We start from the raw sequence: 18266 nt of genomic DNA, 5'->3' as shown, positions 1-18266 counted from the left end.
TCGCGGAGAGGCTCCGTACCCCTGATCGCGGTGCCCTCGCCCCCGGCGTCTGCGCTGTGACGGCGATCTCCTTCCGATGCACTCGCCACTCCCGGTGATGGGTGCAGTGCGCACCGTGCGCGCGTTGGGCTGGATCGGTGAACCGCCGGTGACCGTCTGCGCTCCGTGGGGGGCGGGCGGGTGTCTGCCAGGTTCGGGGCTGTGCTCATCACCATCATCGCGCTGGGACTGTGCCTGCCGCGCACCGGCAACCGACCTCAGCTCGTGGCACTGCTGGTGATCACCGCACTGCTGACCGGAGCCCTGCTGATGATCCGCGATGTGGAACGTCCTTTCACCGGCCTGGTCCGGGTGCAGCCCACCGCGATCGCGGAGACCGAAGCCCAAGCCACTCGCGCATTCCAGGCGACGTACGGCACGGACGGACTGCCCTGTGACGCCCAGGGCCGCAAGCGAACGTGACCAGTCGACACCGTGGATATGACGAGGCGATCCGCGCGATCGGCTCAAGCGTCGTCTGCCGCCATCACCGTGTGATGCGCCAGGCCGGCGGGGGGCCCGGAGGTGGTGGCAGTGCGGGTGGGCCCCTTGCCGGCCTGCGGTGCTGGTCAGACGAAGTTGTTGAAGGCGATGCCGCTGGTGAGGGGGGTGAGGCCGTTGCTCTGGGCGCCGTCGATCTTCACGGTCTGCCCGGAGACGTGTTTGACGTAGATGCGCATGACAAAGGTGCGGGTGCCGCAGGAGGCTTCTATGGGGATGTTGTTCAGGGCGTAGTAGGCGGCGGTGTGGTGGGCGTCATCGCTGATGGTGCGGGTAGCTGCGTCGTTATGGGTGACGCAGGTGTGGCCGGTGGTGTTGAGCTGGATGAGTTCGAATCGGGTGTCGACGACCGCTCCGGGCCCCTTGGGGCCGCTCCACATGCCGGAAAGGCAGGATTTGGTCTTCGTGTAGCAGGTGGTGAGGCCGAGGTTGGCCTGGGCGGAGACGCTGATGGCGTCGGGGTGGGCCTGCCACTGGTGGACGGGCGTGCCGTCGTCGTAGAAGACCCAACTGTCCGTATTGGTGGGGGCGTTCCCGACGTAGGTGCAGGTACCGGTGGTGGCGTTGCTCGCGCAGTTGGGGTTCTGCCACCAGTGGGCGCCGGGCCGGTCGCTGTCGCTGGACTGAAGCCAGGTGCTGCCTGCCTTGGCCGTCAGATAGAGGCTGCCGGGCAGGGTGGTGTAGGCCCAGACCTTGAGGATGCAGGTGTAGGTGCCCGCGGCCGGTGCGGTGAACAGCAGATCGGTGTAGAGCGGGAGACGGCCCGGGGTGGCGTAGCTCGTGGTGTCGTAGCCCTCGTGGTTGCGGGCCGAGGCTGCCTCCACGCTGGCCGGGTTCCCGGATGCGTCATTGCAGAAGATGTATATGGTCTTGCCGACGTTGCCCGTGCCCGAGTTCGTGGTCTCGACCCGGCCGCGCAGGTGCCGTTTCTCCCCTGCGGCCATCGTCAACGTCTGTTGGAGCACGTGCACCGCGGGGGTGTCGTCATAAACCGCGGTGTCGGTACCCAGGGTCACTCGGGTGTTGGTGACCGCGGCCGAGCTGCCGGTGGCCGCGGTGCCGGTCGCACCCGCCGGTGTGTTCCACAGCGGTATCAACGCCAACGCGAGGACTGCCGTCACGGTGGTGCGCCACCATCTGGTCCGTGCCTTCATAGGGTCAGTGCTCCTTGTCATGAAGGGGGATGGGCCCTGGGCCGGGGTACCGACCCGGAGAACTCCCTTGCTGCGACGATTGCTTGATCGTAGCGATCACCTGTCGGCACCACCGGAATACACGAACCGCTCGGCGGGTGATGGGTGGGAAGCGGCCTCGACAGGGCGACGGCCAGGAGCTCCCCGGGCATCCAGGAGCCAAGTCCTGCCCGGCCTTTCGACATGGCCGTTCGGAGGGCGGCCGGTCTCTGCCGGTCAGGCGATCCAGACCAGCAGACCGTGCCGGAGACGGGCCGCCGTCCTGAAGAAGGCGGCGAGATCCTGGTACGCGACCGCCACGTCGTCCAGCCGCTCACCCGGTTCGGCGTCCGCGTAGGGATAGATCCCCGCCTCCGCCAGCTCGGCCAGGGCGACTCCCTCGATGAGTCCCTCCGGCGTGATCGCCGCCATGGCTCGGACGGCGACCTCCACCCGCTCCGGGCTTATGGTCCGGGGCGGCCCGTACCCCCACTCCTCCGCGCCGGGGATCTCCTCCTCGCCGTGCACCACGTTCACCTCAACGCCCCTGAGCCTCAGCAGATACTCCAGCGCGTGCCACATCTTCCCGGTGCTGTGCAGCCGGCTCCCGCGGACGGGTGTGCCGTCGTCCTGCCCCGCGGCCAACTGCTCCTCGACGAACTCCCAGCCCCAGTCCGGATCCTGGACCGCTCGATCCAGCTCAGCGGGGGTGAGGCGGGCGTATTCTCCGATCATGCTCATGGCCGGATCATAGGGTCCACCACTGACAACGCCCCGGGCGTTCACCACCTGGATCACCCACGCCATCCCGCAACGCCAGGGGTGTTGTCACCTGGCGGTCGCCGTACGGGCGTACCTGCCCGGGGTGATGCCCACAACCCGCTTGAAGTGCCGGGTGAGATGGGACTGGTCGTAGAAGCCTGCCGCGCCCGCCACTTCGCCAGGCGGTTGACCGTCGAGCAGGAGACGACGGGCCAGGTCGACGCGGCGGGACGTCAGGTACTGGTGTGGGGCGATGCCGAAGGCGCCGCTGAAGGCGCGTACGAGATGTGTCGGGTGTGCGTGGAGCAGGCGCGCGGCCTCGTGCAGGGCGATGCCTCCGAGTAGCCGCTCATCGAGGAGGTCGCGCAGGCTCTGCGCGACGCCGCGGGCGGGTGACGTCGTCTCGGCGGCGGTCAGTCTGGGACGCAGGTGCTCGCCCAAACGCTCGCCGATAAGGGCCAGACGGCTCTCCGCCTCGAACTCGTCGCCCCGGTGGGCGAGGGCCGTGTGCAGTTGTCCCACACGTCGGCGCAGGACGGGATCGTTGAGGTCCGGGCCGTCCACCGCCGGTCCGATGAGGCTCTCGTCCAACTGCGTCATGTCGAGGTAGAGCACGCGCTTGCGGAAACCCTGAGGGCCGGCAGGTGAGCCGTTGTGCGGAACGTGCGGCGGGAGCAGGCTCACGGTGTCACCCGGAGTGCCGCGCTGGTGGCGGTCGAGGTCGTAGCGGACCGCACCGTCGTCGACGATCAGTAGGGTCCACGCGTCGTGGACGTGCATGGGATACACGTGCTCGGTGAAGTGGGCGTGGAACACCTCCACGACACCCGCGACCGACGGGCGCCAAGCGGAGATCTCCTGCCGGGGTGTCACGCAAAGAATGTACAAGACGGACGAGGTACGCACCGTGGAGTCTCAAGGCATGAAAACCGATACCACGGACACGGACATGAACCACACCGACGCGGGGAGCACGAGCGGGCCTGTCCGCTTCGACAGCAAGATCGCTGTCCTGCTGCGCGACGACCTTGAGCCCTGGCAGCGGCTGAACGTGACGGCCTTCCTGGTCAGCGGGCTCGGTACGCTGGCACCCGAGGTGATCGGCGAGCCGTACGCGGACGCCGACGACACCCCGTACCTGCCGATGTTCCGCCAGCCCGTGCTGGTCTTCGAAGGGACCAAGGAAACCCTGACCGCCGCGCACGCTCGTGCGCTGTCCCGATCGCTGCCGAGGGCCGTCTTCACGTCGGACCTGTTCCGTACGGGCAATGACCGGGACAACCGGGCAGCGGTACGGGCCGTGGGTAAGGACCAGCTCGATCTGGTCGGCATGGCCACGTACGGGCCGCGCAACGCGGTGGACAAGGTCCTCAAGGGCGCGCGCATGCACCCCTGAGAGATCTCGCTGTACCCGACTCCGTCATCGGTACCGGCTCTGGTCCGGGGCGGTGCATCAGCGGCGGGACAGAGAGAGGTCGAGGCATCCGCCACTGGATCGCGTCGTTCGGCTGGACCTCGCGCTTTCGGTTGGTGGAGGCGCCGTAGGAGTACCCGACGTGCTGACCGACGGTCAGCATCGTCGCTGCGGCAAGCACTTCGCCCTCGTGGTGGGCGAGGTAGAGGCGCGTGCGGTGGGGGTCAGCGGCCGTCAGCGCGGTCCACATGCACTGGAAGTAGGTCAGCGACCCCGGGCCCCGGCGAACCGGACAGGCGTCAGGCTTACCTCCGAACGGACCATACGGACGGACGTTCGGTGATGAGTTTTCCCGGCCGGGAAGTCATAGACGCATGGAATCGACCGTACAGAACCCGTCGGACCCCCCGCGCCCCCAGCCCGACCTCCGGCCCGCCGCCGACGCCGTGACCCGTCTGCTCGACGGGGTGGCGGACGGGCAGCTCGGGGAGCCGACGCCCTGCCCGGACTACACGGTGCGGGAGCTGCTCGGGCATCTGACCGGGCTGGCGGCGGCCTTCCGGGACGCCGCGCTGAAGAATCTCGGGCCCACCACGGACACCCCACCGGACAGCGCCCTGCCGGTACTGGATGACGACTGGCGGACGGTGCTGCCGGAGCGGCTCGGGGAGCTGGCGACGGTCTGGGCCGGTCCGGACGCCTGGGAGGGCATGACCCGCGCCGGGGGCGTCACCCTGCCCGCCCAGATCGCGGGGCAGATCGCCCTGAACGAACTGGTCGTCCACGGCTGGGATCTCGCCCGGGCCACCGGACAGCCGTACGGCCTGCCAGAGGCGAGCCTGCGGGTGTCGCACGGACTGCTGGCGGCGGCCGGGGACGACGACCCGATCCGCGGCACGAACTTCGGCCCGGCCGTCCCGGTCCAGGCGGACGCGCCGCTGCTCGACCGCGTCATCGGCCTCAGCGGTCGAGCTCCCGACTGGACCCCGGTCGGGCCGTGACCACCCCCGCGCGGACCGGGGAGGCTGCTGTTCACCGGTACTCCTGGTACCGGCCCCGTTCCCAGGACTCCATGCGGCGGCTCTGACACCCGGCCGGACTTCGAGAACCAACGGAAGGTGGGGATCGCGGCACTGCTGCCGAAGCGGGGACGGCGGTGGCGTGATCACCGGCAGGTGATCGACGCGATCGCGTTCAAGTACCGCACCGGGACGCCGCGGACGGCTCTGCCCGAGCGCTCCGGCCTAGGAAAGACCGCCCACCACCGCCTGCAGAAGTGGGCCGCCGACCGGGCCTGGGAGAGGGTCTTCACCGCCCCGCCCGCCCACGCCGCCGGCGACCTACCGATCGGTCGCCCAAGGGAACGGACCAGCCCGTGGCGGGATCTCCCCCTCGACAGAGGGGCCACGACCCGGTCACGCTCTCCGGGTGGGTCCTTCGCGATGCCCGCGGCCACCCCGCGGCACCGCCGGCCCACCCGTGCCATCATCCCCACCGGACGTACCCCCGACCGGGGCCCCGCCGTCAGCACCCCCGGCCGGGGGTCCCGCAGACCGGAAAGCAGGGCACTCATGTTGCGCCAACCGCACCGGACTCCGCGGAGACTCGACAGACACGGCGGGGCCACCCGGCTCGCCGCCCTCACCACCGCCCTCGGGCTCCTCCTCCTCACCCCCCTCCTCGGTGGTACGGCCACCGCCGCACCGGCGTCGGACGCCGCACCGGAACCGCCCCTGACCCGGACCGACCCCGTTTCCGGCTCATCGGTCGCCATCGCCCGGGGCGCGGACGGACGGCTCCGCTTCTTCGGCATCAGCCGGAACGGATGGATCCAGACCGGGACCCAGAACTACCCCGGCGGCCCGCTGACCGACTGGACCTACTTCGACAAGCGGATCCACAGCGTCTCCGCCGAGACCAACGCCGACGGCCGGATCGAGGTACTGGGCGGAAACATCGCGGGCCAGCCCCAGCGCCGCTGGCAGACCGCGCCTGGCGGGGCCTGGTCGGGCTGGCTCCAGTCGGACGGCCAGGTGTCGTCCATGGCGGTCGCCCGCGCCGGTGACGGACGGCTCCACCACTTCGCCACCGGCATCGGCGGCATCGGTGTGACGACCCGGACGCAGGTCGCCCCCGGCGGTGAGACCTGGACCAACTGGAGCCCGCTCGGTGGGAGTCTGACCCGGATCGCCGCCGACAGCAACGCGGACGGCCGGATCGAACTCTTCGGCCTGGACAGCACCGGCGAGGTGTACCACCGCTGGCAAACCGGCGGCGGCTGGTCGGCCTGGACGCCCATGGGCGCCGCGCTGCTCTCGATCGCCGCCACCCGCGACGGCGGGGGCCGGCTCCATGTCTTCGGCACCAGCGGGACCAACGAGCTGTGGACCCGCTCGCAGACCACCCCGGGCGGCGGCTGGGGCGCCTGGACGCAACTCGACGGCTCGCTCACCCAGATCGCTGCCGAGACGAATACCGACGGCCGGATCGATTTGCTCGGCATCGATGCCTCCGGCCGCGCCCACCACCGCTCCCAGGGCTGGCCGGGCGGCGCCTGGACGCCCTGGGTACAGACCTACGGGGAGTTCCGTAGCTGATCAGGACCGGTCGCGACCGTATGCGACAGTAAACAGCCATGGGCCCCGGACCAATCGGTCCGGGGCCCATGGCGTGTCTGTCAGCTCCCGGTGGGGTGTCCGCGCCGCCAGCGGCGGCCCGGGAGGCCCGCGGGCCCCCTACGACCGCGACCCCTCGACGTACGTGTCGGCACAGGCCGGGCCGGGAAGCGTTCCGCTTACGACGAGAACACGGTGTCCGGTTCGCCGCCGCTACGCCGCGGGCCGGCAGAGCCCGGTGGCGTAGCTCAGAACCCCGGCGGTCGGCGGAATCCGCCGATCACCTCCGCAAGGCGCCGCACGAACTGGACCGCGGTGCGGTCGTGCAGGTAGGGCGCGATCACCTGGATACCGACCGGAAGCCCGTCCCGGGTCGTCCCGACGGGTGCCACCGCCGCGGGCAGATGGTTGACCGCCGACGGCGCCATCCACGTGAGCATGTCGCGATACGGCCGGTCGGCGCCGTCGACCTGCAGTGTCCGGACCGACCAGGTGGGATCGGGCTGCTGGTCGTGGGGGAAGGCAGCCGTGGGGGTCACCGGGCAGAGGAGCACGTCGACGTCGCGGAAGAACTCGGACCAGCGGCGCCGGGAGTGCTGCCGACGTTCGTCGAGCGCGTGCCACTCACGGAAGCTGACCGTCAGGTCCGACGCGAATCCGCCCGCGGTCCCTTCAGCGGCGGCGAAGTCCACGAGCCCGGCGTACGACTCGTCCGACTCGACCAGCCCGCTCTGCGCCATCAGCAACGGCTCATAGAGGGCCATCGTTTCTTCGAGCCCGACCGGTCCCTTGCCCTCGATCACGACGGCGCCTTCGGCTCGCACCGCTTCCAGCGTCGTCCGCATGATCGCGGCCAGCTCGCTGTCGACGGGGCAGAACGGGTCTTCCAGCCATGCGGCGACCCGAAAACCCCGCAGGGTGGTCGACCTGGCGGCGGGCAGCTCCAACCGCCAAGCCGGGGCGCGGTCGTGGTCCGCTCCGGCGAGGATGTCGAGACCCAGGTCGAGGTCATCGGCGTGCCTGCCGAGCGGGCCGAGCACCGCCATATCGAAATCCGCCAGCGTCCCAGGAGCATGTCCCGAGACGCTCCCGTACCGCGGCACGATCCCGAACGACGTGCGCAGCCCGTAGACGCCGCAGAAGTGGGCAGGCACCCGAATCGAGCCTGCCGAGTCGCCGCCGAGCTCCAGGCCGGTCAGCCCAGCGGCGAGCGCCGCGGCGGACCCTCCGGACGAACCGCCAGGTCCGCGGGTCGGATCCCACGGATTGTTCGTGGTCCCGTAGACCTCGTTGTAGGTCTGCCAGTCCCGGGCGTCCGGCGGCATGTTGGACTTGCCGAACACGATCGCTCCCGCGTTCTTGAGGCGGGCGACCGACTCGGCATCGCTCGTCGAGACATGTTCCCCCCAGCGAGCCGAACCCCCGGTGGTTCGCATGCCCGCAACTTCGAGACTGTCCTTGATCGTCACAGGGACGCCGTGCAGACGGCCGAGCGGTTCGCCGCGCGAGACCGTGCGGTCGGCCTCCAGCGCTGCGGCCCTCGCACCCTCTTCGTCCCGGGCGACAATGGCGTTCACCTTCGGATCGAGTTGTTCCACCCGGGCGAGGTAGTGGTCGAGCAACTCGACGCTCGATACCTCCTTCGCCGCGACGGCGGCAGCGAGCTGGCCTGCTGAGCGAAATGCCAGATCGGTCATGCGAACCTCCAGTAAAGCTTGACCCGCGGCACTCACATCTCTGTGGGCGACGCAAAACCCCAGCTCAGGGCGGATCCAATGCGACTTTAGCGGACGTGGGGGACCATGTCGGGGTGTGGTTATTCTCACTCTCCGGCCTCACTTCGCCCGGTACGCCGGGCAGCGACCAGAGGTCTACGGGCTCGGGAATGTTCACGAGAAATGAGTCCCGGCAGCCCTGCCGCTCTCCGCGAAAGGGGCTCGCTGGGTGATGGGTTGGAGGATCTCGCCCCGGGGCCGAGCGCCTCGACCGCCGCAAGTCGACCTCGGCTCGGGCCAGCAGCACCCTCTTCCACACCAGCGTGCATCCTGCTCGGCCGAACAGTTGGTGCTTGAGCATCCTGATCCGGTTGACGTGCCCTTCGACAACACCTGAGCTCCAGGGCGGCGTTGAGACAGTGATGGCAGTGTCCCGCTCGCAGCCGATGCCTGCAGGTTGTGACCGGCCGCCAGGGTGTCAGCCCGTCCAGGATCGCCACTGGTGAAGCCAAGGAGGCCATGGACGCCCCGTCACCGCTCGTGGGGCGGGAACGGCCCGTGATGTCACGACGCCACTGTCCGGGGCGGGACGGCCTGAACACGACCGACCGCTAGCGGAGGCCCCCGCTGGTCCTGGGGCCTGGTCGGTCAGCGGACTGACGACCCCACGGGCCGAGCCCGCCCGCAACGCGCGGGGCTCCGAGACCATCGCGGTCCCGGAGCCCCGCGCATCGCGGTTCAGCGGCCGGAAGTCGGGAGTCTCCGTTCCGCCAGTAGACCTCCCGTACGGCCTCCGCGGCCCCCGAGCCGGCCTCCTCATGCCCAGGGGCACCGGCCCCGGGGCGGGGGCCGGTGCCCATCGTTCAGTTGGTGCGCCCGTGGATCGTCAGCACGGGACGCGGGTCCCGGGCGTCAGCGTCGCGGAGCGTCGGTGACCTTCCCCGTCAGGAGCGGGCCCTCCACCCACTCGTACTCCTTGAGGTACGACATCCGCATCCGCAGGGACTCGTCCGGTTCGGTCAGTGTGTCGGTCACTGTGGGCACGGACACTTCAGTGCTCGTCTCGCCCGCGGGCAACCAGAGCCACATGAGGGCGGCGTCCGTGGACAGAGCGCGCTCCGGGTCGGCAGGCAGGCCGAGGTCGGCGAGCCACTCCGGGGCGACGTCCTTCGTGGACAGCTCCGTGCCCCCGGACACCGGTAGGAAGGCGAACGACATGTTGATGCCGGTGTCGGCGGGCTGGGAGAGCTCGACCCTCCAAGTGAGCTTCCTCCCTTCGGTGATCGAGTCGGTGACCGGGGCCACGGTGATCGTGGGCATGGGGTCGTCGTTCTCGACGAGGACGCCCCCGACGGCGCTGCCGACCGCCGCGCCGCGCACGGCCTTGACCGCGATTTCGTGGCTGAGGTCGTAGTCGAAGCGGGAGTTGCCCTTGACGGTGATCGGTACCTGCACGGAGCCGCCGGACTTCACTGACACGGTACGGACCGTGGACTCGCCGGTCCCCGGGGCGAGGGCGGCGAGCTTGATCACGCCGGTGCCCTCGCCGGTGACCTGGACGGGCACCCGGTAGGTACGGGTACCGGAGTCCTCCTCCTTGACCGTCAGCCGGCCGATGTCGACGCGCGGGAGCGGCACGGGGCGTACCGCCGGAGTGCCGGGTCGCCAGCCCCAGGCGTCCATCAGCCAGAGCTTGCCGGAGTCGCTGCGCGGGATGAGTTCCAGCGACTGGGCGCGTTTCAGGTCGAGGCCGGCCTTGGCGGCGGCCTTCAGTGGGACGCGGATCTCCCTTGCCCAGTGCGCGGCCGTCACGTCGCTGCCGGGAAGGCCGTCGACGGTGACCTGACCGAGGCCGACCCGCTTGCCGGAGGTGTCGGTGAGGGCCACGTCGACCCGGGTGCCCCGGGTGTTGGGCGGGACGATCACTCGCAGGGCGAGCGCGTCGGAGCCCGCCAGCGAGAAGGCGCTCTTCGGCGTCAGCTTCACCGGGGTGCCGGGCTTCTTCCAGTTGGCCGTGATCGCGTTGCGGCCCGGCTCGCTGCCGACGAAGCCCCAGGACGCGAAGTGCGGCGAACGACCGGGCTCGGATTCGGTCATGCACGCCCGGGTGGTGTCCTCCGTGACCTGCTGGCACACGCGCCCGTTGGTCACCGAGAGCGGGGCGTCGGGCAGGATCGCCGCGGTGCGGTTGCCGCCGATGGCGTGGGTCAACACCCGGGCGGGTCCGGCGGACGGCGCGCGCCGGCCGGTCCCGTCGATGAGCGGGCGGATCCGGTCGTCGCCCGCGAGGAACAGCCGTGCGGCGGCGGCGATATAGGTGGTTCCCGCCGTCTGCTGCTGTTTGGCGCTCAGCCGGAGCTTGGCCCCCGCCGAACAGACCGGATCCTTGTCGTCCCAGACGTCGTCGGCGGCCGGACCCTCGGCCTGGCCGGGCGTCCACTCGGTGTTGAAGTAGTTGTGGTTGGCGCCGACCACGTAGACCGCGCTGTGCAGTGCGGTGCCCCGGCCGATGCCCCGGGTGCCGTCGAGGTAGAGCTGGCCCTGGAGGTTGCCCACGTCGCCGTCGCAGCCCGGCAGGATCGTCATGGAGGGCACATCGGGCGTGGGGTTCTGGCCGAAGAGGGTGGGGCCGATCAGAACGGTCCCGCGGATCCGCCAGCTCACCGGAGTTTGGTAGCCGTCCTCCGCGGGCGGCGGGGAGAGGCTGTCGAGAGCCGCCCGGTTGACGCCCTCGCCGCCGCGGGAGTGGCCGACGAGCAGCACCTTCGAGAGGTCGGCGGGCTCCGTCGCGCGCACGGCCTTGGGGGCCTTCGCGGGGTTCGCGCCCCATGCCGCCCAGCGCGCGAGGTGCTGGCGCACCAGCGAGGATCGGGCCTGCGCCCCGGAGTCGGCCGCGCGATAGTCCTGCGCGTTGATGCCGTTCGCGGAGATGGAGACGGTCACATAGCCCTGGGACGCCAGGCGCTTCTGGTCGTGCAGATAGCCGCGGTAGCTCGGGAGTGTCTTATGGCCCGGCTTGCACGGCCACTCGATGCTCGCGCTGTTCTTGCCGGGCTTGTAGCAGGTGGCGCTGCGACCGTGCAGGAAGAGCGCCAGGGGTCGTTTGCCCGGCGCGTCCGTCGGCCCGACGACCGTGGCGCGCATCTCCACGGGATGCTGGTAGCCCGGCAGTTTGATCGACTTCAGCGCGTACTCACCGCTGGTGACGCGGTACTTGCCCGCGACACCGGGATCGACCGGGTTGGCGGGGAGCGGGGCCTGGGGCGCCGCCGGGACCGGCGCTCGCCGCTGACCGGGCGCCCGGTCAGCCCCTGCCGCGTCCAGCCGCCGCTCACCGGCGACCACCTGGAGTTCGCTCACCGGCCCGATCCGCACCCCGTTGAGGCCGAGGCGGAAGGTGCGGTGATCGGCGGAGGCCGTCGGGACACCGAGGGTCCGTTCTCCCGAGCGGAACTCGACCCGTGCACTGCCCAGGCCCACGGGCTCGGGCGAACTCCAGACCAACTCCCCGCCCTCGACCCACCATCCCTTGGGCAACCGCTCCCCAGTGGCGCCCGGTAGCGCGCCGAGTATGGACTGTGGGGTCGGCTGGGCGTGTGCCGATCCTGGCGCACCCGCCGTCAGCGCCGCGACCGCCAGGGCGGCCGTCAGCGCGCGTGAGACCTGTCTCACGGTGATGTCTCCTCGTCGTTGGCTGTGCTTCAGCGCTCCAGGAATCCCCGGGGTGCCCTCGCATCGAGGAGATGGTGACGCGCCGTAACCGGTTGTTCGGTTCAGCGAATCTGACAGGAATCTGACAGGAAACTGACGGGAGTCATGGGGCCGACCCCGTGATCGAGGGGCCTGGTCAGAGGCGGCGGTCCGATGCCCGCGCGGCGGGCCAGGGCCTCCCTGACCGCGATATGACGCCGCTGCCCGAGCTCCTAGGAGCCGACGGGGCGCTCCGTCGTCAGGTTCCGTGCCCCGGTCGGTCCGTCGTGGTGCCGGTGTGTGCTGCCGGGTGCCGGGTGCCGGGTGCGGTCGTCCCGGGGGTGCCGGGGCAGGATTCCTGCGGTATATTGATCTTGTGCTCGCGGCCGTAATTCCCGGCTGTGGGACCGGCGTTGGTGGTCCAAGGAAAGACACCCCACTTCCTGTGGGGGGATGCAGGTGCAAGACCTGCCCAGCGCTCGACCAAGGTCCCGGCCTCCTGATGGAGGCCGGGACCTTCTTGCTGCGACGGACGATGGGCGTGCGCCTCTGAGGTCCCGTGGTTCCGCTCCACGTGGTACCCCTGATGTGGAGGTGCTCGCGGCCGGCGACGACACCGGAGCGAAGGTCAGCACGTACACCTACAGGGACGCGCCGACCGGCTGGGGACGGTCAGCGGTCGGAGCCGGCGACCGCGCCACCATGACCGGTGGTGAGACGACCGATGCAGCCGGATTGCCGCGCCTGTCCACGACCTGTACTCGTTGACCTGACCTGACCTGACCTGACCTGACCTGACCTGACCTGACCTGACCTGACCTGACCTGACCTGACCGGTCAGGCCAGGGTGAGGAAGAGCTTCTCTAGCTGCTCCTCGTCCAGCTTGGGCTCGCCGCCTTCTTCCCGGGTGGTCATGCAATCGCGCATCCGGGTGGCGATGATTTTGAAGCCTGCGCGGTCCAGCGCGCGACTGACGGCGGCCAGTTGGGTCACGACATCACGGCAGTCGCGACCCTCCTCGACCATGGTGATCACTGCCGTCAACTGCCCCTGCGCCCGGCGCAGGCGATTCAGCACGGCGCGGGCAGCGGCTTCGTCCGCAGGGCTCATGGCCGGTACCCCGGGGGTGGTCTGCTGGGCGGGCTCGGGCGCGTTCATCCGTTGGGCTCCTTGGCGAGGGCGGTAAGGGTGTGGTCCGGCCTGCGGGTGGCTTCGCCAGTGAGCGGGCCTCCGCGGGGCGTGGTCATTGCGATCTCGGTGAGCACGCCGAGGCCCACCGTGGTGCACGCTTCCCGCGTGGCGGCCACGCCACGGGCGAGAGTCCGGCGCGGCCCCCAGTGATGCGGTCGTATCCCATGCTCTGCCCCTCCGATTCCGGATGATCGGGCCGATTTACCCCCTCAGTATACCCCGGGGGGTAATCTGTTACCGTCGGATTAATACCCCGGGGGGTAACCAATTGAGGATGTGAGCGACACGTGTTCTTCGTCGACACCATCGAGATCGAGGGCCTGGGAAACCGGCATTACCTGGCCGGAGGCGTCCGGACAGCGGTGGCGGTGGACCCGCCGCGCGACATCGACCAGGTGATCGCAGCGGCCGCCCGCCGAGGAGTGCGCATCACCCATGTCGTGGAGACGCACATCCACAACGACTACGTGACCGGTGGCCTGGAGCTGGCCCGTGTGACCGGCGCCGCCTATCTCGTGCCGGCCGCCGCGCAGGTCTCCTTCGCCCGTGTCCCGGTCCACGACGGAGATGTGATCGACATCGACGGTGACGGTGGTGACGACGGTGTCAGCCTGCGGGCTCTGGCCACGCCAGGACACACCCCCCACCACACCGCGTACGTCCTCCAGGAGGCTGGCTCCCCGGTCGCCGCATTCACCGGCGGTTCCCTCCTTATCGGGGGCGTGGGCCGCCCTGACCTGGTCGAACCCCGACTCACCGAGCAGCTCGCCCGCGCCCAGCACGCCTCCGCGCGGCGCCTCGCCGCCGAGCTGCCCGACAGTGCGTCGGTGCTGCCCACCCATGGATTCGGCAGCTTCTGCTCGTCCGGGCAGGCCGGGGGCGATACGAGCACCATCGGCCGGGAGAGGACGGTCAACGCGGCCCTGGCCCAGGACGTCGACACCTTCGTCGCCGGCCTACTGGCGGGGCTGGAGGACGTGCCCGCGTACTACGCACACATGGGTCCGGCCAACACCGCGGGCCCGGACCCGGTCGACCTGACCGCACCGGCCCGTGCCGACGCGGAAGACATCGCCGCCCGGCTCGCGGCCGGGGAGTGGGTCGTCGACCTGCGCAATCGGGTCGCCTTCGCCGCGGGGCACGTCGCGGGATCGTTCAACTTCGAAGCCGACGGCAAGATCGCCACCTACCTCGCGTGGATGATCCCCTGGGGCAAGCCCGTCACCCTGCTCGCCGAGTCGCCCCGGCAGCTCGCCGATGCACAGCGCGAGCTGGTACGGGTCGGCATCGACCGGCCCGCCGCCGCGGCCACGGGCGGCCCGGCCGACTGGCTGCGCCCCGGTGAGGCCCCCGCATCCTTCCGCCGGGCGGCCTTCGCCGAGCTGGCCGGGGAATTTCGCGCGGCGTCGGCGCCGCCGGTGGTCCTGGACGTGCGCCGCGACTCCGAGCGCGCGGGCGGATACATCGAGGGCTCGGTCCACATTCCGGTCCACGCGCTGCACCGACGGATCGACGAGGTCCCCGACGGGACCGTCTGGGTGCACTGTGCTGGTGGGATGCGGGCCGCGATCGCGGCCTCGCTGCTCGACGCGGCCGGCCGTGATGTGGTCGCCGTCGACGACGGCTTCGACCGCGCAGTCGCCGCGGGCCTGACCGTCCGTACCGCCGGCATATGAGTGTGCTGGTCCTTGCCCTGATCGCCGGGGCGGTGGTGGGGCTCGCCCTGGGCAGCCTTGGCGGGGGCGGCGGCGTTCTGGCCGTTCCCGCGCTGATCTACCTGCTCGGCTTCAGCCCCGCCGCCGCCACCACCGCCAGTCTGATCATCGTGGCTGTGACCTCGCTCGTCTCGCTGTTCGCCCATGCCAGGGACGGTCATGTGCGTTGGCGCGCCGGGCTGCTGTTTGCCGCTGCGGGCGTCGGCCCCGCCCTGCTCGGCGGGATCGCGGCCGGACGCCTGCCCGGCTCCGCGCTGACCGTGGCGTTCTCCGTGGTCGCCGCCCTCGCGGCCTGGCGGATGCTCAGCCCTCACCGCCCGGCGCAGGACCGACCCGTGCGGCCGGCGCGTGCGGCAGGCGCCGGGGCCGGGCTCGGCGCGGTCACCGGCGTCCTCGGCGTCGGCGGGGGATTCCTCGCGGTCCCCGCCCTGACCGGCGTGGTCGGACTGCGGATGAAGGCCGCCGTCGGCACCGGCCTCCTGGTCGTCGTCAGCAACTCGGTCGCGGCGCTCGCCACCCGTACCGGCACCGCTGACGGTCTTGACTGGGCCGTCATCGCGCCTTTCGCCGGGGCCGCGATCCTCGGTGCCTGGGACGGCCAACGCCTCGCCGCGAAGGTCTCCGATGACCGACTGCGCCGTGTCTTCGCCCTCGTCCTGCTCGCCGTGGCCGCCTTCATGCTCCTCGACAGCCTCATCTGACCTTGTCCCACCGAACCGAAAGGCATGACCCCGTCATGAACACCACCCTCACCATCAGCATGGCCCATGAGCGGCTGCACACCCTGACCGTCGTCGACGTCCGCACCCCGGGTGAATACGCCGCGGGTCACCTGCCCAGCGCCCACAACATCCCCCTCGACGAACTTGACCAGGCCCTGCCCGCCCTGCGCGAGGTCGCCGACCGTGGTGAGCTCCTCATGGTCTGCGCCTCCGGGGCGCGCTCAGAGAGCGCCTGCACGGTGCTGTCCCGCAACGGCATCACCGCCGCCACCCTGGAGGGCGGGACCGCTGCCTGGGCCGGCGCCGGCGGCGAACTGCACCGGCCCGCGGTGGCCACCCGGCCCAGGTGGGCCATGGACCGTCAGGTCCGCCTCACCGCGGGCTCTCTCGTCCTCCTCGGCCTGCTCCTCGGCCTCCTCATCCACCCCGCCTTCCAACTGTTCTCCGCGGGAATCGCCGCCGGACTCGTGTACTCCGCCCTCTCCAACACCTGTGCCATGGCCGCCCTCCTCGGAAAGCTCCCCTACAACCGCACCAGCCGCACCGATCTGGACGCCACCCTCGCGGCCCTGCGGCGGAACTGAGCCCGCGATGCGGTAGCCGGCCGCCCTGCGGGCGCTGACCCGTGCCCCGGGCCCGTCAACCAGGGGCCGTCGCGGGGCTGCGGCGTGCGCCGTCAGCACCCGTACCCCGCACCCACCTGCCGAGAGGTTCAGCCGGAGTCAGTGAGGCGGAGGCGTTTGAGGGTGAGGGCGTTGACCGCGACGATGAGGCTGGATCCGGACACGGTCAGGGCGGCGATCTCGGGCCGGAGCACCAGGCCGATGGAGGGTTCGAACGCGTCGAGCATGTCGCGCAGGACCTTCTCGTCCTGGCCACCCCCAGCCCCTCGCAGAACAGGGCGCCGATGTCCGCCGCGGTGACGGTCGCCACCGCCTCGATGCGGTGATCGGTCGCCGCCGCGAACGGGACGTAGCCGCCCCCGGCGCAGACACCGAGCACGCCGATGCGCCGCGGATCGACTTCGTACCGGGTGGAGAGGAAGATCCGGACCGACCGTAGGACCCATAGGGGTCACCCCCTGTCCTGATCCGGCCCACCGGCCCACCAAGGTCGCCGAGACTTCACCCCGAACGCATACCCCAAGGGGGTATGCTGGCGTGGTGGTCGGCAACCGGCCATGGAGTGGCTCGACGACGAGAAAAGGCCACGTCGCACTGCCAGACGCGGCATCTGTGGGTTCAGGTCATGCCAGGGGGAGCCGCTGCGGTAGCGACCGATGATCCTTCGGTCCTCCCGGGCGGGGGTGTCAGTCCGTACGAGGCCATGGCCCGCAGCCGGGGGAGCAGCGGTACCCCCCGACGCCCTTGCTCGTCCGGCACAGGCCAGAACCGATCGAACCCATCCGTGGGCCTGCCCCGCACCCGGCCATCCCCTTGGGAGCGACACCTTTCATGCGCACACCTGCCCGCACCGCCGATCGTCGGGGATTCGGCCTCGCCATCGGCGGGATCATCCTGACGATGGCCTCTGCCAGCGCACCGTCCCTCTTCTATCCCCTGCTCGCTGAACACCTGTCCCTGCCCCCGGTCGCGACGACCGCCGTGTTCGCGGTCTACGCCTTCACCATGCTCGCGACACTGCTGTTCATGGGGCCACTGTCGGACGCCAAGGGGCGCCGCCCGGTGATCACCGTCGGCGCTCTGCTGCTCGCGGCGAGCCTGGTCCTCTTCTGGAGCTCCGGAGACCTCGCCCTGCTGTTGGTCGCCCGCTCACTCCAAGGTGTCGCCGCCGGCCTGCTCATACCCGCTCTCTCGGCGGTCATGGTCGACTTCGAACCTCCGCATCGACCGGGACGTGCGGGGCTGTGGAACACCATCGCCCCCATGATGGGCCTCGGGGCCGGGGCCATGACGGCGGCGCTCTTGCTCGATGTCACGGCGAACCCGATGGGGGCGGTGTTCGGAACGCTGACCGGCCTGTCCGCCCTGACCGCCGTGCTCGTGTGGTTCGTTCCGGAGAGTGCGGGGAAGAAACCCACCTCCGGCGGACCGGTGCGTCCGCGATTCCGCATCTCGCCCCGTCTGCGCGGCGTGTTCCTGGTGGCCGCGCCTGCCATCGTCGCGGGCTCGGCGACCAACGGACTGTTCCTCGCGCTGGGTGCCGGGCTCGTCAAGAGCGAGTTCGACGCCGTCACGCACACGCAGGCGGGTGCCGTCATCCTCACCCTGGCCGTCTCCGGCATCCTCGCCTCCCAGCTCGTCTCCCGCCGCTCCTCGCGTGTCATCACCGTCTACGGAACATCCGCGCTGGCCATCGGTACGGTGCTGAGTCTGGGAGCCCTCGCCGCCCACTCGTTCCCTGCGTATCTGGCGACCGTGGCCATCGTCGGTTCCGGCTTCGGGACATCGTTCATGGGAGCCCTGCGCACACTCATGCCCTACACCGTTCCCGCCGAGCGGGCGGCCGTGATGGGCGTGATCTACAGCATCTCCCACCTCGCGCTGGGAGTGCCCACCATCGTCGCCGGTCTGCTCGTCCCCGTTCTGACGGTGCAAGGCGCCATGGCGGTTCTCGGCGCCGCCATCGCCGTCCTCAGTGTCGTGGCCACAATCGCCCGACTCCGCCTGCGCTCCGATGAGCCGACCAGGGAGCCCTCGACCGTACGGCAGTCGTGAGACGCCTCTGCCTGAAGTGCTCGCCACCGCCGGGGCGACTCCGCCAGGGCTG

General features: G+C 70.6%; 15 protein-coding genes and 2 pseudogenes. 9 read left to right on the top strand and 8 right to left on the bottom strand.

Going from position 1 to position 18266, the window contains the following annotated elements; genetic code table 11:
* Positions 1-201 precede the first annotated feature (201 nt).
* A complete protein-coding gene (locus ACH4S7_RS21105) occupies positions 202-462 on the top strand; it encodes a hypothetical protein (protein WP_398522740.1) in 261 nt (86 codons plus the stop codon).
* A gap of 146 nt (positions 463-608) precedes the next feature.
* On the opposite strand, the gene ACH4S7_RS21100 is transcribed toward ACH4S7_RS21105, so the two are convergent.
* The 3 genes from ACH4S7_RS21100 to ACH4S7_RS21090 all read right to left on the bottom strand — a co-directional run bounded on the left by ACH4S7_RS21100 (position 609) and on the right by ACH4S7_RS21090 (position 3347).
* A complete protein-coding gene (locus tag ACH4S7_RS21100) occupies positions 609-1694 on the bottom strand; it encodes a hypothetical protein (RefSeq protein WP_398522739.1) in 1086 nt (361 codons plus the stop codon).
* A gap of 255 nt (positions 1695-1949) precedes the next feature.
* Entirely contained in the window at positions 1950-2453 is a 504-nt protein-coding gene (locus tag ACH4S7_RS21095; protein ID WP_398522738.1) for a YfbM family protein, read from the bottom strand.
* 87 nt (positions 2454-2540) lie between these two features.
* Positions 2541-3347: an AraC family transcriptional regulator gene (locus tag ACH4S7_RS21090; RefSeq protein WP_398522737.1), complete on the bottom strand. Its 807-nt coding sequence runs from the start codon at positions 3345-3347 to the stop codon at positions 2541-2543.
* A gap of 49 nt (positions 3348-3396) precedes the next feature.
* Between ACH4S7_RS21090 and ACH4S7_RS21085 the strand changes: the two genes are divergently transcribed.
* Positions 3397-3870: a DUF2000 family protein gene (locus tag ACH4S7_RS21085; protein WP_398522736.1), complete on the top strand. Its 474-nt coding sequence runs from the start codon at positions 3397-3399 to the stop codon at positions 3868-3870.
* Between the two features lie 85 nt (positions 3871-3955).
* Here ACH4S7_RS21085 and ACH4S7_RS21080 read toward each other — a convergent pair.
* Positions 3956-4159 (bottom strand): annotated as a pseudogene (locus ACH4S7_RS21080) (GNAT family N-acetyltransferase); the annotation flags it as partial.
* 103 nt (positions 4160-4262) lie between these two features.
* On the opposite strand from ACH4S7_RS21080, the gene ACH4S7_RS21075 reads away from it, so the two are divergent.
* From ACH4S7_RS21075 to ACH4S7_RS21065, 3 genes and pseudogenes are all read left to right on the top strand, one after another.
* Positions 4263-4889 carry a TIGR03086 family metal-binding protein gene (locus ACH4S7_RS21075; protein WP_398522735.1) on the top strand — a complete coding sequence of 209 codons (627 nt, stop codon included), beginning with the start codon at positions 4263-4265 and terminating at the stop codon, positions 4887-4889.
* A 117-nt stretch (positions 4890-5006) separates the two neighbouring features.
* Positions 5007-5186: pseudogene (locus ACH4S7_RS21070) on the top strand (transposase); the annotation flags it as partial.
* Between the two features lie 273 nt (positions 5187-5459).
* A complete protein-coding gene (locus tag ACH4S7_RS21065) occupies positions 5460-6485 on the top strand; it encodes a tectonin domain-containing protein (RefSeq protein WP_398522807.1) in 1026 nt (341 codons plus the stop codon).
* A 266-nt stretch (positions 6486-6751) separates the two neighbouring features.
* Here the strand turns inward: ACH4S7_RS21065 and ACH4S7_RS21060 are convergent, their stop codons facing one another.
* The 3 genes from ACH4S7_RS21060 to ACH4S7_RS21050 all read right to left on the bottom strand — a co-directional run bounded on the left by ACH4S7_RS21060 (position 6752) and on the right by ACH4S7_RS21050 (position 13018).
* A complete protein-coding gene (locus ACH4S7_RS21060) occupies positions 6752-8200 on the bottom strand; it encodes an amidase (protein WP_398522734.1) in 1449 nt (482 codons plus the stop codon).
* Between the two features lie 930 nt (positions 8201-9130).
* A complete protein-coding gene (locus tag ACH4S7_RS21055) occupies positions 9131-11890 on the bottom strand; it encodes a hypothetical protein (RefSeq protein ID WP_398522733.1) in 2760 nt (919 codons plus the stop codon).
* Positions 11891-12745: 855 nt separating this feature from the next.
* Complete coding sequence (locus ACH4S7_RS21050) at positions 12746-13018, bottom strand: metal-sensitive transcriptional regulator (RefSeq protein WP_398522806.1); 273 nt, start codon at positions 13016-13018, stop codon at positions 12746-12748.
* 368 nt (positions 13019-13386) lie between these two features.
* Between ACH4S7_RS21050 and ACH4S7_RS21045 the strand changes: the two genes are divergently transcribed.
* From ACH4S7_RS21045 to ACH4S7_RS21035, 3 genes are read left to right on the top strand one after another with little or no spacing between them, the layout of a single operon-like run.
* A complete protein-coding gene (locus tag ACH4S7_RS21045; protein WP_398522732.1) occupies positions 13387-14775 on the top strand; it encodes a rhodanese-like domain-containing protein in 1389 nt (462 codons plus the stop codon).
* On the top strand, positions 14772-15515 hold the full coding sequence (locus ACH4S7_RS21040) for a sulfite exporter TauE/SafE family protein (protein WP_398522731.1): 744 nt from the start codon (positions 14772-14774) through the stop codon (positions 15513-15515). Before ACH4S7_RS21045 ends, ACH4S7_RS21040 begins: the two co-directional genes overlap by 4 nt.
* 35 nt (positions 15516-15550) lie before the next feature.
* The gene (locus ACH4S7_RS21035; RefSeq protein WP_398522730.1) at positions 15551-16120 is read left to right on the top strand and encodes a rhodanese-like domain-containing protein; all 570 of its coding nucleotides are present in this window, start codon (positions 15551-15553) and stop codon (positions 16118-16120) included.
* A 128-nt stretch (positions 16121-16248) separates the two neighbouring features.
* Here the strand turns inward: ACH4S7_RS21035 and ACH4S7_RS21030 are convergent, their stop codons facing one another.
* The gene (locus tag ACH4S7_RS21030) at positions 16249-16386 is read right to left on the bottom strand and encodes a hypothetical protein (RefSeq protein WP_398522729.1); all 138 of its coding nucleotides are present in this window, start codon (positions 16384-16386) and stop codon (positions 16249-16251) included.
* 604 nt (positions 16387-16990) lie between these two features.
* On the opposite strand from ACH4S7_RS21030, the gene ACH4S7_RS21025 reads away from it, so the two are divergent.
* The gene (locus tag ACH4S7_RS21025) at positions 16991-18214 is read left to right on the top strand and encodes an MFS transporter (protein ID WP_398522728.1); all 1224 of its coding nucleotides are present in this window, start codon (positions 16991-16993) and stop codon (positions 18212-18214) included.
* Positions 18215-18266 lie beyond the last annotated feature (52 nt).

The sequence above is a fragment of the Streptomyces sp. NPDC020965 genome (assembly GCF_044333555.1).
Taxonomy (GTDB): domain Bacteria; phylum Actinomycetota; class Actinomycetes; order Streptomycetales; family Streptomycetaceae; genus Streptomyces.
Note: the sequence above shows the minus strand (reverse complement) of the source record. Positions and strands in the feature narration are given on the sequence as shown.

Excerpts from the sequence above, each read along its gene's own strand:
- ACH4S7_RS21050 (WP_398522806.1), bottom strand. The coding sequence starts at position 13,018 with ATGAGCCCTGCGGACGAAGCCGCTGCCCGCGCCGTGCTGAATCGCCTG.
- ACH4S7_RS21025 (WP_398522728.1), top strand. The coding sequence starts at position 16,991 with ATGCGCACACCTGCCCGCACCGCCGATCGTCGGGGATTCGGCCTCGCC.
- ACH4S7_RS21030 (WP_398522729.1), bottom strand. The coding sequence starts at position 16,386 with ATGCTCGACGCGTTCGAACCCTCCATCGGCCTGGTGCTCCGGCCCGAG.
- ACH4S7_RS21040 (WP_398522731.1), top strand. The coding sequence starts at position 14,772 with ATGAGTGTGCTGGTCCTTGCCCTGATCGCCGGGGCGGTGGTGGGGCTC.
- ACH4S7_RS21060 (WP_398522734.1), bottom strand. The coding sequence starts at position 8,200 with ATGACCGATCTGGCATTTCGCTCAGCAGGCCAGCTCGCTGCCGCCGTC.
- ACH4S7_RS21065 (WP_398522807.1), top strand. The coding sequence starts at position 5,460 with ATGTTGCGCCAACCGCACCGGACTCCGCGGAGACTCGACAGACACGGC.
- ACH4S7_RS21085 (WP_398522736.1), top strand. The coding sequence starts at position 3,397 with ATGAAAACCGATACCACGGACACGGACATGAACCACACCGACGCGGGG.
- ACH4S7_RS21075 (WP_398522735.1), top strand. The coding sequence starts at position 4,263 with ATGGAATCGACCGTACAGAACCCGTCGGACCCCCCGCGCCCCCAGCCC.
- ACH4S7_RS21100 (WP_398522739.1), bottom strand. The coding sequence starts at position 1,694 with ATGAAGGCACGGACCAGATGGTGGCGCACCACCGTGACGGCAGTCCTC.
- ACH4S7_RS21035 (WP_398522730.1), top strand. The coding sequence starts at position 15,551 with ATGAACACCACCCTCACCATCAGCATGGCCCATGAGCGGCTGCACACC.
- ACH4S7_RS21095 (WP_398522738.1), bottom strand. The coding sequence starts at position 2,453 with ATGAGCATGATCGGAGAATACGCCCGCCTCACCCCCGCTGAGCTGGAT.